Consider the following 14,929-nt stretch of genomic DNA (forward strand, 5'->3'; position numbering starts at 1 on the left):
TGCGCCTAGGGCGGGTGCCCTAGCGCCACGTCCCCACAGGAATCCGCCCCCCTGCTAAGGGCAAGCTGCGCCTAGGGCGGGTGCCCTAGCGCCACGTCCCCACAGGAATCCGCCCCCCTGCTAAGGGCAAGCTGCGCCTAGGGCGGGTGCCCTAGCGCCACGTCCCCACAGGAATCCGCCCCCCTGCTAAGGGCAAGCTGCGCCTAGGGCGGGTGCCCTAGCGCCACGTCCCCACAGGAATCCGCCCCCCTGCTAAGGGTGGGGTGTGCCTGGGGTGGGTGCCTTAGCCTTGCGTCGTCCTTCGGGGTATCTGCCGCAGGGGTTGTGCCTGGGGCCTAGCTTGGTGTCGCTTCTCGGAGTGTCGGGCGCAGGGGGGCATGCCGAGGGGCTCGCCTGCCACTTTTCGGGGGTGCCGCCTGCCCTTGGGCGGGTGTGCTCGCGCCTTGGCCACCGGGTGGGCCATGGCGCGGTCATGGCGCCGCCTGCCCTTGGGCGGGTGTGCTCACCGGGCCCCGTATCCGGGGAGGTTGTCGCCTGCTTGTTGTGTGTCGACCTAGCGCAGTGTTCCTTCGCCCGGGCGGCCACCGGCCTCGTTTCATGCCCCTTCGACTCCGGGGTGCCCGTATCGTCTCGCGCCACCTCAACCACCGCCCCCCTTCAGGGTGCCTCAACTACCGCGCCCCCACACTTCTCGTGTCACCCCAGCCACCGTGCCCCCACACTTCTCATGTCACCTCAACCACCGCGCCCCCTTCAGGGCGCCTCAACTACCGCGCCCCCACACTCACACTTCTCGTGTCACCCCAGCCACCGTGCCCCCACACTTCTCATGTCACCTCAACCACCGCGCCTCCTTCAGGCTGCTGAGATCGCGCAGCGATCGAGGCACGAGCGGACGACGCACTCTCCCACCCCGCCGAACACAACCACCCCTCGCGCGGGGAGCACGTCGCGGTGCCGTGTCCCTGGGGCGAGCCCGAAGGTCCATCCCCGCGTGCTCGGGGCTCACACACCCAGACATGGCAGAAACAACTTCACACCCGGTCCATCCCCGCGTGCGCGGGGCTTGGGGTGCCGCTGCGCGGGCGGGCAGTGCCAACGTCCCCCTCACGTGGGTCGATCGGCTCTGGGAGCCGCCGCTTGGACCGGCCAGTCTGGGAGGAGGAGCCTGCCGGCCCTCAGCCGGGAGGAACCGGCTAATCGAACCGGTGCGCAGCGGCCCGGAGGGAGCGTGCCCCGCCGGCATGTCTTGGGCCGGTCGCCCAGCAACTCCAGGGAGGAGCCCGTGAAGACGCAGCAGAGCGAGATCACCGCCGCACATCCCGTTCACGCCATCATGACGACCTCGATCTTCACTGTCGACGGCGGCGATCCGCTGCGCAGTGTCGCCGCAGCCATGACACACCATCGGATCGGCGCGCTCGTGGTCATCGAGGAGGAGGCTCCCACGGGGATCATCTCGGAGCGTGACGTGGTCGATGCCCTAGCCGAGGGTGGCGATCCCGACGAGGTGTGGGCGGCCGACATGATCGGTACCCACACTCTCTGGGCCGATCCCGAGGACAGTGTGCTCCACGTCGCCCGGCTCATGCGCGGAGCCGAAGTGCGGCACATCCCTGTGAGCCACGAGGGGGAGCTGGTGGGGATCGTGTCGCTGCGCGACGTTCTCGACGTGCTCACCGCCGCGGCCGAAAGCTAGGACATCTTTCTCGGCCCCACGGGGGACGTGGGGGTGGGGCCTGGTGCCGCGAGGGCGAGACGACACCCGACCGCCGGGGCGGACCGCCATGCGCGCAGCAAGGGAGCGTGCGCCGCGGGAACACGGCAGCACGACGGTGGCTGGGGCGGCGGTAAGCGGATTGGGCGCATCGGCGTAGCCGGTCAGGAGGTCGCCACGGGGTTGCCCTGCTGCGAGCCGGTGGCGGGCAGTTGGAAGGCGGGCAGGCCGCGGCGGCGGATCAGCCACTCGGCGACGAACATGTTGGGGACCCAGCACAGGAACGGGACGGCGTAGTAGGCGTTCTCGAACATGGCCTGCGGGTCGGCGCTGGGAGCGGCGAAAGGCACCTGGACCAGGATCAGCACACCCAACCACATCCGCAGCATGGGGGCAGCGTAGGTGAAGGCGTAGTTACGGATCATCCACGCCTGGTGGCTGGCGAAGTCTCGGGCGCGGACAGCACGGTAGGCCCGCAGTGCGGTGATCAGCCACAGCACAGCCAGGCCGCCGAAGCCGAAGAAACCCACCATGCCCGCGAAGTTGAACGGCGCCATGACCAGGGCCGCGACACCGGACACCGCGATCATGACCAGGTAGACGCGACCGCTGGCACGGTGGGCCGCGCGGAAGCGCCGCCGCAGCAGGGCGGAGAACTGCCAGGGGCCCAGCAGCAGCGCCACTGAGGCGGTGACGACGTGGACGTAGAAGGCGGCCTGGATAACGAGCGGGGCGGTGGCATAGGTCGAGGCCAGTCCCACGCCGCCTTGGGCCAACTGTTCCAGGGTGCCTTGGGCGTAGGTGTAGAGCGCGTAGGCGACGACGAACAGCGAGGTGAGGGTGACCAGGGTCCAGCCGAAGCGGGAGCGGACGGCAGGGCGGTCAGCCGAGGTCAGCGTGACCGATGGTGGGGTGGCGGGGGGCGCGGCGGACATGCCAATCTCCTCAATAGATACTGATGTATGAGCCATTTACAATGTGATGGTTTCTAACATAGGGCATGATGGAGCTGTGTCCAAGATGTCGCCAGATACCGGCAGCCGCACCTCGTACCACCACGGCGCACTACGGCAGACCCTGGTCGACAGCGCCCGCGAGCTCCTGATCGAGCGCGGCGACGCGGGCTTCAGCCTCAACGAGCTGGCGCGCCGAATCGGCGTGAGCACGGCGGCGCCCTACCGGCATTTCGAAGACCGCGAGGCACTGTTGCTCGCGGTGGCCGAGGAAGCCTACGAGGAACTGCGCGTGGCCTTGGACGCGGCATCGCGGACCACGGACGACCCGGCGGAACGCATCCTGCGCATGGGCGCGGCCTACGTCCGGTTCGCCGCCGACAACGCCAGTGTCTTCAGCATCATGTTCCGCGGCCGAGCGGCACGAGAACACTCCTTCGACCCGGCGGCGTTCCAGTCGCTGGTGGAGGCGGTGACAGTGGCCCAACACAGCGGCGACCTGCGCTCGGAGGCCTCGGCGCGGATGCTCTCGCGCTCCATCTGGGCCACCGTGCACGGCCTGGCCACGCTGCACCTGAGCGGCGGGTTCGTGCGCGTGGGGATGGACGACACCCCGGAACGGCTGGCCAGCGAGACCCTGGCCACCTTTCTGCGCGATCGCGACGGCCGCTGAGCCTGGGCGATGCGCAGGGGACGGCAGTGGGCTAAGGTAACCGGGTCGTGGTCGGGCCGGTCGGCTGGCTCTGGCTGTCCCTGACCGCGCCTACCGTCGTGCGCCATCCGTGACCGGCCCCTGTCCCCCGGCCACCACGGTGGCTAGGGGTCGCCCCGCCGAGCGAGGTGGCCCGCGAATCACCAGGGCCGGTTGCTCCCGGCCAGACGAGGATGGTGTCCAGCCCGTTGGAAGCACGCGAGGAACCGGCACCGCTGGTCGCCGGTGCCCGCCACGCGGCGCCCCCGCGCCGCAGCTCCCCGAACCGCGCGCCCGGGCGCTCACGGCGGCGCCGGGGGCCTGCTGTGTCGGGGCAGCTCCGCGTTCCGATGTTTGGCCGCCCTACGGTGGAGCTATGCGACTGACCGCTTTCACCGATCTCTCGCTGCGGATCGTTATGCGTCTGGCCGTCGCCGAGGGCGAGAAGCTGACCACGCGCGACGTGGCGGGGATGGTCGCCGTCCCCTACACGCACGCGGCCAAAGCGGTGGCGAGGCTGAGCGAGATGGGCCTGGTGGAGGCGAGGCGCGGCAGGGGCGGCGGGCTACGGCTCACCGAGACCGGCCGGCGGGCCTCGGTCGGTCACATCGTGCGGACCTTGGAGGGCAGCGGGGATGTTGTGGGCTGCGAGGATTCCCCGCCGTGTCCACTGCGCGCCGGCTGCCAACTGCGGCGGGCGCTGCACCAGGCTCAGGAGGCGTTCTTCGCCTCACTCGACCCGGTGACGGTGGAGTCCCTCGTGGCCAGCCCCACTGGCCCACTGCTGTCGGCGCTCCGGCCGCCCACCGCCGAAGCAACCTCGTGAGCGGCTGACTCCCCCGCGAACCGTACCCCCCACGCGAGTGGCGTGGCTCACGACTCTAATATTCATTTCAGATTCCAATTAAAGGAGTCGCCCCCCGTTTTCTGTCGAGGACGACCAGGAGGTCGCATGCTGTCCACGGAGTCCGCCACGCTCGTGCGCGCCACCCTGCCCACTGTTGGCGCCGCGCTCGACGCGATCACGGCGCGCTTCTACGACACGATGTTCGCCGAGCGCCCAGAACTGCTCGACGGGCTGTTCAACCGAGGCAACCAAGCCAACGGGCAGCAGCGCCGCGCGCTGGCCGGATCGATCGCCGGCTTCGCCGCCGCCCTCGTGGATTCCCCCGACGAGCGCCCCGACGCGCTACTCGCGCGCATCGCCCACAAGCACGCCGCCGTGGGCGTCACCGAGGACCAGTACGTCATCGTGCACAAGTACCTGTTCGCCGCCATCGCCGACGTGTTGGGGGAAGCGCTCACCCCGGAGGTCGCGGCGGCCTGGGACGAGGTCTACTGGCTGATGGCCGGTGCGCTCATCGCGCGCGAGGCGCGGCTGTACGCCGAGGCGGGCGCGGCATCCGGGGACACCTGGCGCACGTGGACGGTCGTGCAGCGTGTGACGGAGACCTCAGACGTGGTGTCGTTCACGCTGCGCCCCACCGGGGCCGAACCGGTGCCGCCGGCGCGCCCCGGCCAGTACGTCAGCGTGCGCGTGCGCATGCCCGACGGCCTGGAACAGCAGCGCCAGTACTCGCTGTCGGCGGGGGTGGGCTCGGACCTGCGCCGCATCACCGTCAAGCGCGAAGCGGGTGGAGCGGATGAGGCGGGCCACGGTGCGACTCCCCCCGGCGAGGTATCGAGCCTGCTCCACGACACGGTGGAGGTGGGTGACGCGCTGCGGCTGTCGGCGCCCTTCGGCGACGTGCACCTGGAGGAGGGCACCGCGCCCGTGGTGCTGGCCTGCGCCGGGATCGGCTGCACCCCCATCTCGGCGATGCTGCACTTCCTGGCCGCCCACCAGCCGCAGCGGCGCGTGCTGCTGCTGCACGCCGACCGCTCCCCCGCCACCCACGCGCTACGCCGCGAGACCGAGGAGCTGATTGGCGCGATGGACAACGCCGAGCGGATCTTCTGGTACGAGGAGGGCGGCGACGGCGACAGCCTCCCCGGTCGGATGCGTCTCGACGGCGTCGACCTCCCCACCGACGCCGAGGTCTACCTGTGCGGCCCGCTGCCCTTCATGCGCGACGTGCGTAGCCAACTCCTCGCCGCCGGCGTGCCCGCCCGCGCCGTGCACTACGAGGTCTTCGGCCCCGACCTCTGGCTCGGCGCAGACTGACCCCGACTCGTGCACGTGCGCTCCAGAAAAGCCCGGCCATGACTGGCCGGGCTTTTCGTTCGCTCCCCCCTCCCGGCGGCAGTGCCGCTTTCCGCGAATGTGGCAGGTGCCACTCGCCCCTACCTGCTCCGCGTACTTCCACCTCGCGGGCGAATCCCAGAGCAGCCCCCTGAACTGGGAAAAGAAAGCACGCAAGAGACCCAAGAGCTCTCCCCCAAAGAGAACATGAGAAATTTTCACCACAAAAATCAGTGAAATAAGTGACAAATGTCGCATTCAATGCAATTGCATCAGTAGCTAATAAGCTTATCTGGTTGATAACGGCCGGAAGATTCGAGACTATTTAAGGCTCACCACAGAACGGTGGGCCCTGAGGAGCGCTGACATACCTCAGGTGAACCGAACTGTTCTGTCGGAGGAACCGGCCGATGGTTGGCAACATCGACCAACAGCGGGCCGAGCTGGTGCGCCGCAAAGCCGATGACTGGGCGAAGCGACTCATCACCCTCGATCACCGCAATGGACTGCTGAATTTCAAGAATCCGAAGACCGCAAGCCTGGAGCTGACACACTGCGACGAGGCCACGCTGGATCAACTGTTGGGGGGCACCAAAACCGGGCTGAAGAAACTGTTCCCCGATGCGAAAAGCCACAGCGACGCCGTCAACCGCGCTCGGAACCTGCGCCGAAGGATTCGAGAGTTCCGCGAGGAACAGGGGGTCGGTGTCGGCCGGCTGGCTCACGGCCTCGTCTGCACTCCTGACGACACCAAGCGCGGGGCGAAGGCCCCGCTGCGGCTGCGGGCACCTCTGGTACTGCGTTCCCTGAGCATCGAAGCGCAGACCACCACCGAGAGCGACTTCAAACTGGGGGTGGCCGACGACCCTCAGGTCAACCAGGCACTGCTTTACGCGCTGCGCCAAGAGCACGGCGTGGAACTGGAGGTCGCCGAATTCGCCGGCAAGCTGGACGCTCGGCTGGGCGAGCTGGCGGCCCCCGAGGAGCAGCTCCAGACCGTGTTCGCCGAACTGGAGGCCGCAGCCCAGCGCCAAGGCGTACGGCTGGAACTGGAGAAGTCGATCGTCCTGGGCCTGTTCAGCTACCAGAAACTGCCCATGGTGGAGGACCTCCAGACGGCAGGCGAGCAGCTCGCCGCCCACGACTTGGTGGCCGCGCTGGCCGGAGACGAACCCGCCATGGCAACCACACGCGAGGCCGCGGCGGGCTATGCCCCGCCAGAGATCGACCGGCTCGCGCCCAAGAACGAACACCTCGTACAAGACGCCGACTCCTCCCAGCACAAGGCGATCGAGACTGCTCTGGCCGGTCACCACGTGCTGATCGAGGGGCCGCCCGGCACCGGTAAGAGCCAGACCATCGCGAACCTGATCGCTGGAGCCGCCGCACGAGGTCTGCGCGTGCTGTTCGTGGCGGAGAAACGGGCGGCCATCGAGGCGGTCACCGACCGGCTCGCAGAGGTGGAACTCCAGGGCCTGGTGCTGGACCTGCACCAGGTCAGTAACGGCAAGCGCCGACTGGCTGAGCAGCTCTCCACAAGCCTCGCCCGCTCCGCTAACGAGAGGCCGGTCGAGGTCGCCGAGACCCACCGCAAGCTCATCGACCGGCGGGAACGGCTCCTCTCCCACTCTCGGGAACTGCATACCCCGCAGGACCCCTGGGGTTACAGCCCATACCAGGTGCGGGAAGAACTGCTGCGCATCGGCGACGAGCACGCCGGCAGATGCTCCCTGCGCGGCCGGCAGCTACACGACCTCAACGGCGACCGGATCGTGCAGGTGGAGGAGGAGCTGCGCGAGTTCGTCGAACTCGGCGGGCTGCGCCTGGTGCGCCGGGAGTCACCGTGGTGGCAGGCCCAGGTGTGCGACACCGAGGACGCCAGGCGGGTGCTGGCTAAACTCGACGAGGTCACCGCGACGACCCTGCGCCGCAGCAACGACAGCGTCCACCGACTTCTCACCCAGGCCGGCCTGGCCGTGCCCAACGACCTCGCGGGCTGGGAGAAGGCGCTGAAACTGCTCGACAGCGTGGCCGAAAGCGTGGCGGCGTTCGGCCCTGAGATCTTCTCCCACGAGCTGGACGGGCTGTACTACGCCACCGCACCACGGGCCGTCCGCGCCCAGGCCCCGTCCCCCCTCACGTGGCGACAGCGCCGCGCCCTGGTCAAGCGGGCACGGCAATTGAGCCGAGCGGGCCTCACGAAGAAACCGGCGCTGCACGCCGCGCTGCGCAAGGCTGTGGAGCAGCGCGAACACTGGCGGGAATTGGGCGGGCCGCAGGCGCAGCCATCGAAGGTCAGCGGGCTCGACGAGGCCATGCGTGACTACCAGGAGCTGCGGCACCAGCTCGCAGCCGTAGCCGCCTGCGCCCGACTCGACGCACCGGAGCACCGCCCCACCGACGATGTCAAGGCCGATCTTGAGGAACTGCAACGCGAAAAAAGCATGCTGCCCCTCCTTCCCAGGCTCAACGAGACGCGCAGCCGGTTGTCGTCGTTGGGCCTGGAAACACTGCTGGCCGAGATCGCCGAACGCGACGCCTCCCCCGAGCAGGCACGGCTGATGCTGCGCCATGCCTGGCTTCGCGGCCTCGACGAGGAGTTTCGGCTGCGCAGCAGGATCATCGGCGAGTTCACAGCCGGACAGCACAGCCGGATCGCCGCGGAGTTTCGCGAAACCGACGTCGACCACCGCCGGTTGGCCGCACGCCGGGTACGGCGAGCGGTAGCCGAGCGGGCACGGCAGGTCCGCGACGAGCACCCCGAGCAGACGGACCTGGTCCGCACCGAGGCGTCCAAGAAGTCCCGCCACCTGCCGCCGCGCAAACTCGTAGAGAAGGCGCCCGACGTGCTGCTCTCGCTGCACCCGTGCTGGGCGATGTCGCCCCTCGTGGTAAGCCAGACCCTCCCCCAGGAGCAGCTGTTCGACCTGGTCGTCTTCGACGAGGCGAGCCAGATCCAGCCCCACGACGCCATCACCTCCATCATGCGCGGCCAGCGTCTCGTCGTCGCCGGCGACGAGAAGCAACTACCGCCCTCGACGTGGTTCGACCGGATGCTCGCCGAGGACGAGGGCGAGGACGACGAACAGGCGGACCTGGCCGACTTCGAGTCGATCCTGACCTCCACCCGCGCCTTCCTCCCACACCGGCTGCGGCTGCGGTGGCACTACCGCAGCCAGGACGAGCGGCTGATCGCTTTCTCGAACCGGGAGTTCTACGACGACGACCTGGTGACCTTCCCGGGAGCGACCCGGGCGAGCCCGGTACGGCTGGAGGTGGTGGAGGGGGTCGCCTCCCCCGGCCAGGACGGATCAGCCCCCGAGGAAGTGCGCCGGGTCGTGGAATTGGTGGTAGAGCACGCCGAGCAGCGCCCCGAGCAGAGCTTGGGTGTGATCACACTGGGTGACAAGCACCGAGCCCGGGTAGAGAAGGCGATCCGTGACGCCAGGCAGGACCGGCGGGACCTGGACGGTTTCTTCGCTGAGGACGCCGGCCCCACCAAACGGTTCTTCGTGAAGAACATCGAGACCGTGCAGGGCGACGAGCGCGACGCGATCATCCTGAGCGTTGGAGTGGCCAAGAAGAGCAACGGCACCGTTTCACGTACCTCGTTCGGACCGCTCAACCAGTCCGGGGGCGAGCGGCGGCTCAATGTGGCGGTGACCCGGGCGAAACGGCAGATAACCGTGGTGAGTTCGTTCTCCCCCGGCGAGTTGGCCCCTTCGGAGAAGGTCAACGGCACCGAACTGCTGCGGCGCTACCTCGAAGCGGCGCAGCGGCAGAAGTCACCCGATGCCGTGGACCGGATGACCGGCGCCGAACTCAACGGTTTCGAGCAGGACATCATGCATCGGCTGTCGGCGCAGGGCATCGCGGTGTACCCGCAGTGGGGCTGCTCGGGCTACCGGATCGACTTCGCGCTGGCCCACCCCGATGAGCCTGGGCGGATGGTCCTCGCAGTCGAGGCCGACGGCGACACCTACCACCGTTCGGCCAGCGCCCGCGACCGTGACCGGCTCCGCCAGGAGCACTTGACCCGGCTGGGCTGGCGATTCCACCGCGTGTGGGCCTCGGCCTGGTTCGACGACCCTGAGGCTGAGACCCGCCGCATCGTCGAGGCATGGCATCAGGCCGCCCAGGCCCACACGGCGGAACAGGAGCGGGCCGCAGAACCCGCCGCGAGCGACAGCACCGAGCACGTCCCAGAGGACGAGCAGGAGGAGCCGGCCACGTCGATCGGTCGAGAGCGGGGACCGCGCCCGCGGGTACCCAGTGGCCTCAAGACCAGCGAGTACACCGACGAGGAGTTGGTTGAGCTGTGTGCGTGGCTGATCAGCGATGGACTGTTGCTCGACCGTCGGGAGCGGGTGAGCGAGGCGCTTCAAGAGCTGGGGTTCCAGCGGCGCGGTCGCCGGATCGTCGAACGGCTGGAGGCCGCGGTGCAGGAGGCGCAGCGCCGTGCCGACGTAGAGGAGAGGTAGATGTTTCCCCTGGACACCAAGACCACGGAGCGTCTCGCGAAGGTGATCGTCGACATAGAGGGCCCCTACGAACGCAAAGGGTGGCAGATCGCGGAACTGCTGCGCAGCGCATCGTGGCCGGACGCACCCGAGTACGACGGCTCACCGCGCGTGCCCTGGCTGGCCGAGCTTTTGGAGGAGCGACGTGACGACCGAGGGGCCGTTGAGCGGCTGCTGTGCCGAGTGTGCGATCCATTGGAGTATGAGGACGGCATGGCCAGCGCCAAGGACTTTCAACAGGTGGTCAACGCCAAGTTGGAGCACGAGGGCTTGGCTGTCAGCTACGTTGAGGGGCGGCCCGTGCTGGGCGAGGTGGGCGCGGACGGGGCCACGCCAGTCCACTCGGCGCCGCCGGATCTGGAACGGCGGCTGCGCGCTTTGATCAGTGACGACGCCACTGCGGAGATGCAGGTGCGCAGGGCCAACGAGACCCAGTTGTGCGAGCACATCGGTGCGCACACGATGGCGATCATCGGCATCGGTAGCCTGGTGGAGGGGCTGCTGCTGGCCGTGCTCATCGAGCATGACGCCGAGGCGCGCAACAACCGGTTCATCAGCGGCAAGGGCAAACCCGTCCATACGGATCAGCCCAGCCTGGCGCTGTTGATCGACACGGTGCGCGCCAAAGGCTGGATTCAGCTCGACGCGACGAAGTTCATCCACCACGTTCGCGACTTCCGCAACTACATCCACCCCCGTAAGGAGCTGGCGGAACAGCCTGACTTCGACGCCGACAGCGTGGGCCTGTGCTGGGCCCCGGTGCATGCGATCCTCAACGACCTCGAACAACAGCTCAGGTGAACTCCATATCCCTAAGCGGGAAAGTCCGAGGCTCCGCAGCCCCCAGGCAGAGGTAGCGCCGACGGACCCAAAGGTCGGCGAGGAGCGCATCTAGCCCCTCGCCGGCCTTGGGTCCCTGCGGTGAGGGATAGTCCGTGTTCCACGAAGCGGGGCAGGTATAAGAGGCACACCGTCAAAGCAACTACGAGGAACGGTGTCGCGGCCGGCCGCCTATGATTCACTCTCTACTGGATACAGTAGAGGCTGTACTCAAAGATCGAGAGGTGTGGACCGTGCTGGGATGGATCGCGCTGGGAGGCTTCGCCGCGTGGTTGGCGGTGACCTTTGGGTGGCACACGTGGCGGCTGTACCGGCGCACCGGCGACACCGGAGTGCGCATGGCGGGAGGCCGCAGCGGCGTACAGCGGGCGGCGATGCTGCTGTTCGCCGTCGCGCTCCTGGCCGGGATCGCCGCCCCGGTCGCGGCGCTGCTGGGCTTTCCCACCCCCACCGGCCCGCTCGCGCTCCCCGTGGCGGGCGGGATCATCGTCGCCGCCACGATCGTGGCCACACCCCTGACCCAGGCGGCGATGCGCGACTCGTGGCGGATCGGCGTCGAATCGGACGAACACACCGCCCTCGTGACCAGTGGCCCGTTCCGGCTGGCCCGCAACCCGATGTTCACACTGAGCGCGGCCGTGAGCCTGGGGCTGGCGCTGCTCGTACCCAACGTGATCGCGCTCCTCGGCGTCACCGCCACCATCGCCGCGGTTCAACTCCAGGTGCGCGGGGTAGAAGAGCCCCACCTGCTCGCCGCCCACGGCCGCACCTACCGTGACTACGCCGCTGTCACCGGGCGCTTCGTCCCCGGACTTGGCCGGCTCACCGCTCCGGCGCCCGCTGGTGGGCGCCGGAGCGGATGAGCGCGACACCATCGGCCACGCACGCCCCCACGGGCGCGGCCGAACGTCTCCCCGGCTGGGCCCACCTGGCCACATCTGGCCTCCCCCAGCCGGCCGTGGGCGCCCACGGTCAAGACGCGCTGCTCACTTGGCAAGGAACGAGATGATTTCCTCAGTGAACGTGGGGGCACGGACCGCTCCCAGGTGGTCACCGGAGACCATACACAGCCTGGCCCCCGGGATCGCGTCGGCCAGCACCTCCGGACGTGCCGCGAACACGTCCTCGTCCCCGGCGAGCAGCAGCGTGGGGGCGGTGATGCGATCCAGTTCGATGGGCTTTTGGTGCATGGCGCCGGCCTGAGCCGCCAGGGCCAGCCGGTCGGCACCGGTGAAGTCGGCGAAGGCGCGGAACTCGGCGGCCGGCGGATCGTCGATCGAGGCGGGATCGTCGGCACGCAGCGCCGCGATCAGGTTGGCGCCGCCGATCACCCGACTGTCGACCCCGCCCAACTCGACCACGGCGGCGCCGACACCGCCGACGGCCAACCGGCGTACACACTGTTCCCGCGCGGCCACCAGCAGCGAGACGACAGCGCCCATCGAGTAGCCGACGAGGTCGACGCGGGACTCACCGAGCAGTTCCAGCAGGGTGAGCACGTCGGTCGCCATCTTCTCCTCACCGAAGTAGGCGGGGTCATGCGGTTTCTCGGAGTTGCCATGGCCCCGCGCGTCGATCGTGGCCACCCGCCGGCCGGCGTCGCGCAGCGCGTCGACGACGCCGGGAGCCACCCAGTTCGCCTCCCCGCTGGCGGCGAAGCCGTGGTGCAGCACAACGAGGGGAAGGTCGGAGTCTTGCTCCCAGAGTCGGTAGGAGAGGGTAAGCCCATCGGCGGAAGAGAAACTCGGCATGTCTGTGGTCCCTTTGCTTTCGAAACGACCCGAGAGTGGCGCCAGTGCCGCCGCCACCGGGGGCGGCTGTTCCGGAGTCGTTCCCCCGCGTATGACAGGGGTGGTTGTGGAGCTGTCCTCTCAACGATTCCCCTGTGGGCCGCAAACCCCAAGGACTGACATGGAAACTGGTGAAAACCCTGGGTAGAGGCGGTGAGGGGGGCCGGGGCCGGAATTCGGCCGGCTGCTTACACCCTTGCATTTACAGGGATTGATCGATGGAGCGCTCACAGACGGCGGATCTTTGCTTTCATGGGGATCTGAGGGTTCTCAGCCGTGAGGCCCGGAGCCCGCACGGGCTCGACCGCGGACCGTTCGACTACGGGGAAACAGGGATAGCTGTGTCGACAGCAAACACGGAGAGCAATCATTACATCACCCAATACATAGAGCGTGGCGAGTCGCCGGCGCCCGAGCCGCGAGAGCGGTGCAGCGCGACCGACGCGGCTCAAAACGCGGAACTCGCTCGCCTCATCCGGAAACTCGGCACCGTCCGTCCCGACATCCTCTCCGGCCATGGCATGCCCAGGCCCGCCGCGGCCACGGTCACCGCGCCGCACGCAGCCGAACCGGCCACCACCCAACCGGTGGACGAGACCGCCGAACCCGCCGCCGACACGGCGCCCGAGCCCGCCCGCGCCCACGATTCGGCGCCGCTGCCCGCTGGCGTCCCGTCCTCTTCTGAACAGCCCGTTGCCTGTCCTGCCCCCGCGCCGGCTCCCGGCGACACCGCGGGGCACGCTCGGCAGCCGACCCGGCTGCCTTTCCCACGTCCCCGGAGGCCGCTGGAGCCCGAATCGGTGACCGGACGCCGGCCCACCCGCGAGGACTTCCCGGTCGACCGCGACGCGCTGAACCGGATCGCCTGGCTGCGCGCCAACGCCGCCGGGAACGTGCGCCCGGGCGACTACTGGCCCGCCCACGCCAACGCGGCGTTTCGCGCCAGGATGGCCCGCCCCTCCCTGCGCACCCGCACCAAGCGAGCCGTCAAGAAGGGCATGAAGGACCTGTGCACGATCGTCGGCGCCTGCACCCTCGTGGCCGCCCTCGCCAGCGCCGCCATCCTGCCGTTCGTGCCCGCCGTCTGATCGCGAGAGTCCCGGCCGGCAGAAACGGCAGGGCCGTAAGCGTGGCGAGGGCGGGTGCCGGATGGACTCACTCGGTGTCGATATCGGCCTCCCCGAGGAGTTCATCGGCGTGCGCGGCACCGAGTTCGGCCATGAACCCGCGTTCAAGGTCGGCGAGGTAGTTCGCTCGCATATCGATGAAGCCCTGATCGTCGCCGCTGCGCAGCCGGTCGAGCGCCTCTGGCGGAATCCCGTGCGATTCGAGGATCTCATCGCGGATTTCACAGGCTCACCGGCTTCTCCGGTCCAGCGCTGAGCGACACAGAGGAGGCGAACGCCTCCGATCCAGCCGCGCGGTTGCTCGCTCGACGGTGACCTCTCGGTGGGGGCGGTGCATGGGCATTTCGGACTATTGCGTATCTTTTGCTGTTGCAATCCAATGGCGATTAGGCATGCTCTGAGAGGAGGGGCCGGATGCACGTCCCCGACGGGTTCATCAACGCCACGGTCTCGATCGGCGCCGGCGTCGTGGCGGCGGGTGGAGTGGCGGTGTGCCTGCGCAAGGCCCGCGGCGAGGTGGACGAGCGCCTCGTGCCCATGGCGGGTTTGGCCGCGGCGTTCATCTTCGCGGTCCAGATGTTGAACTTCCCGGTCGGGGCGGGCACGAGCGGTCATCTGATGGGCGGAACCCTCGCGGCGCTACTGGTCGGCCCCTACGTCGGCGCGTTAGCGGTGACCGTGGTCCTGATCGTGCAGGCGCTGCTGTTCGCCGACGGCGGGCTGACCGCACTCGGGGTGAACGTGCTCAACGTGGGGTTGATCACCGCCTTCGCCGGATACGGGCTCTTCGTCCTGCTGGTGCGCCTGCTGCCGAAGAACAAAGCGGTCGTGATCGTGGCCGGCGGGGTCGCTGCCGGGGTGTCGGTGCCGCTGGCGGCGTTGGCGTTCGTCGCCGAGTACGCCATCGGTGCGACCACGAGTGTGCCGCTGGCGACGGTGGCTGCCGCCATGGGCGGGGTGCATCTCGCCATCGGCGTGGGGGAAGGGCTGATCACCGCCGCCACGCTGGCCGCCGTGCTCGCCGCCCGGCCCGACCTTGTCCACGGCGCGCGCCATCTGCGCGCCTCCACCCGCCGTACCTCCTCCCCTCTCACTGCGGAAGGCTGACC

12 protein-coding genes are annotated in these 14,929 nt (G+C 68.9%); 10 read left to right on the forward strand and 2 right to left on the reverse strand.

Annotated features, from left to right (window positions below):
- The first annotated feature begins 1,285 nt into the window (after nt 1–1,285).
- Complete coding sequence (locus ABD848_RS20840) at nt 1,286–1,699, forward strand: CBS domain-containing protein (protein ID WP_344975347.1); 414 nt, start codon at nt 1,286–1,288, stop codon at nt 1,697–1,699.
- Nucleotides 1,700–1,881: 182 nt separating this feature from the next.
- Here the strand turns inward: ABD848_RS20840 and ABD848_RS20845 are convergent, their stop codons facing one another.
- A complete protein-coding gene (locus tag ABD848_RS20845; protein ID WP_344975350.1) occupies nt 1,882–2,652 on the reverse strand; it encodes a DUF2306 domain-containing protein in 771 nt (256 codons plus the stop codon).
- A gap of 85 nt (nt 2,653–2,737) precedes the next feature.
- Between ABD848_RS20845 and ABD848_RS20850 the strand changes: the two genes are divergently transcribed.
- The 6 genes from ABD848_RS20850 to ABD848_RS20875 all read left to right on the forward strand — a co-directional run bounded on the left by ABD848_RS20850 (nt 2,738) and on the right by ABD848_RS20875 (nt 11,766).
- Complete coding sequence (locus tag ABD848_RS20850) at nt 2,738–3,343, forward strand: TetR/AcrR family transcriptional regulator (protein ID WP_344975352.1); 606 nt, start codon at nt 2,738–2,740, stop codon at nt 3,341–3,343.
- 394 nt (nt 3,344–3,737) lie between these two features.
- The gene (locus ABD848_RS20855) at nt 3,738–4,187 is read left to right on the forward strand and encodes an RrF2 family transcriptional regulator (RefSeq protein ID WP_344975355.1); all 450 of its coding nucleotides are present in this window, start codon (nt 3,738–3,740) and stop codon (nt 4,185–4,187) included.
- Between the two features lie 126 nt (nt 4,188–4,313).
- Nucleotides 4,314–5,525 carry a globin domain-containing protein gene (locus ABD848_RS20860; protein WP_344975358.1) on the forward strand — a complete coding sequence of 404 codons (1,212 nt, stop codon included), beginning with the start codon at nt 4,314–4,316 and terminating at the stop codon, nt 5,523–5,525.
- Nucleotides 5,526–5,953: 428 nt separating this feature from the next.
- Nucleotides 5,954–10,024, forward strand: coding sequence for an AAA domain-containing protein (locus ABD848_RS20865; protein WP_344975359.1), 4,071 nt, complete (start codon nt 5,954–5,956; stop codon nt 10,022–10,024).
- Nucleotides 10,025–10,864 (forward strand): hypothetical protein, encoded by an 840-nt coding sequence (locus tag ABD848_RS20870; RefSeq protein ID WP_344975362.1) that lies wholly within the window; start codon nt 10,025–10,027, stop codon nt 10,862–10,864.
- A gap of 272 nt (nt 10,865–11,136) precedes the next feature.
- The gene (locus ABD848_RS20875) at nt 11,137–11,766 is read left to right on the forward strand and encodes a methyltransferase family protein (RefSeq protein WP_344975365.1); all 630 of its coding nucleotides are present in this window, start codon (nt 11,137–11,139) and stop codon (nt 11,764–11,766) included.
- A gap of 123 nt (nt 11,767–11,889) precedes the next feature.
- Here ABD848_RS20875 and ABD848_RS20880 read toward each other — a convergent pair whose 3' ends face one another.
- The gene (locus ABD848_RS20880) at nt 11,890–12,654 is read right to left on the reverse strand and encodes an alpha/beta fold hydrolase (protein WP_344975367.1); all 765 of its coding nucleotides are present in this window, start codon (nt 12,652–12,654) and stop codon (nt 11,890–11,892) included.
- A gap of 380 nt (nt 12,655–13,034) precedes the next feature.
- On the opposite strand from ABD848_RS20880, the gene ABD848_RS20885 reads away from it, so the two are divergent.
- From ABD848_RS20885 to ABD848_RS20895, 3 genes are all read left to right on the forward strand, one after another.
- The gene (locus tag ABD848_RS20885; RefSeq protein ID WP_344975370.1) at nt 13,035–13,781 is read left to right on the forward strand and encodes a hypothetical protein; all 747 of its coding nucleotides are present in this window, start codon (nt 13,035–13,037) and stop codon (nt 13,779–13,781) included.
- Between the two features lie 61 nt (nt 13,782–13,842).
- Nucleotides 13,843–14,076, forward strand: coding sequence for a hypothetical protein (locus ABD848_RS20890; RefSeq protein WP_344975373.1), 234 nt, complete (start codon nt 13,843–13,845; stop codon nt 14,074–14,076).
- Between the two features lie 158 nt (nt 14,077–14,234).
- Entirely contained in the window at nt 14,235–14,927 is a 693-nt protein-coding gene (locus ABD848_RS20895; protein ID WP_344975376.1) for an energy-coupling factor ABC transporter permease, read from the forward strand.
- Nucleotides 14,928–14,929 lie beyond the last annotated feature (2 nt).

The sequence above is a fragment of the Salinactinospora qingdaonensis genome, assembly GCF_039539445.1.
In the GTDB taxonomy this organism is placed as follows: domain Bacteria; phylum Actinomycetota; class Actinomycetes; order Streptosporangiales; family Streptosporangiaceae; genus Salinactinospora; species Salinactinospora qingdaonensis.

Coding starts and splice junctions, on each gene's coding strand:
- ABD848_RS20845 (WP_344975350.1), bottom strand. CDS start 2,652: ATGTCCGCCGCGCCCCCCGCCACCCCACCATCGGTCACGCTGACCTCG.
- ABD848_RS20850 (WP_344975352.1), top strand. CDS start 2,738: ATGTCGCCAGATACCGGCAGCCGCACCTCGTACCACCACGGCGCACTA.
- ABD848_RS20855 (WP_344975355.1), top strand. CDS start 3,738: ATGCGACTGACCGCTTTCACCGATCTCTCGCTGCGGATCGTTATGCGT.
- ABD848_RS20860 (WP_344975358.1), top strand. CDS start 4,314: ATGCTGTCCACGGAGTCCGCCACGCTCGTGCGCGCCACCCTGCCCACT.
- ABD848_RS20865 (WP_344975359.1), top strand. CDS start 5,954: ATGGTTGGCAACATCGACCAACAGCGGGCCGAGCTGGTGCGCCGCAAA.
- ABD848_RS20870 (WP_344975362.1), top strand. CDS start 10,025: ATGTTTCCCCTGGACACCAAGACCACGGAGCGTCTCGCGAAGGTGATC.
- ABD848_RS20880 (WP_344975367.1), bottom strand. CDS start 12,654: ATGCCGAGTTTCTCTTCCGCCGATGGGCTTACCCTCTCCTACCGACTC.
- ABD848_RS20890 (WP_344975373.1), top strand. CDS start 13,843: ATGGACTCACTCGGTGTCGATATCGGCCTCCCCGAGGAGTTCATCGGC.
- ABD848_RS20895 (WP_344975376.1), top strand. CDS start 14,235: ATGCACGTCCCCGACGGGTTCATCAACGCCACGGTCTCGATCGGCGCC.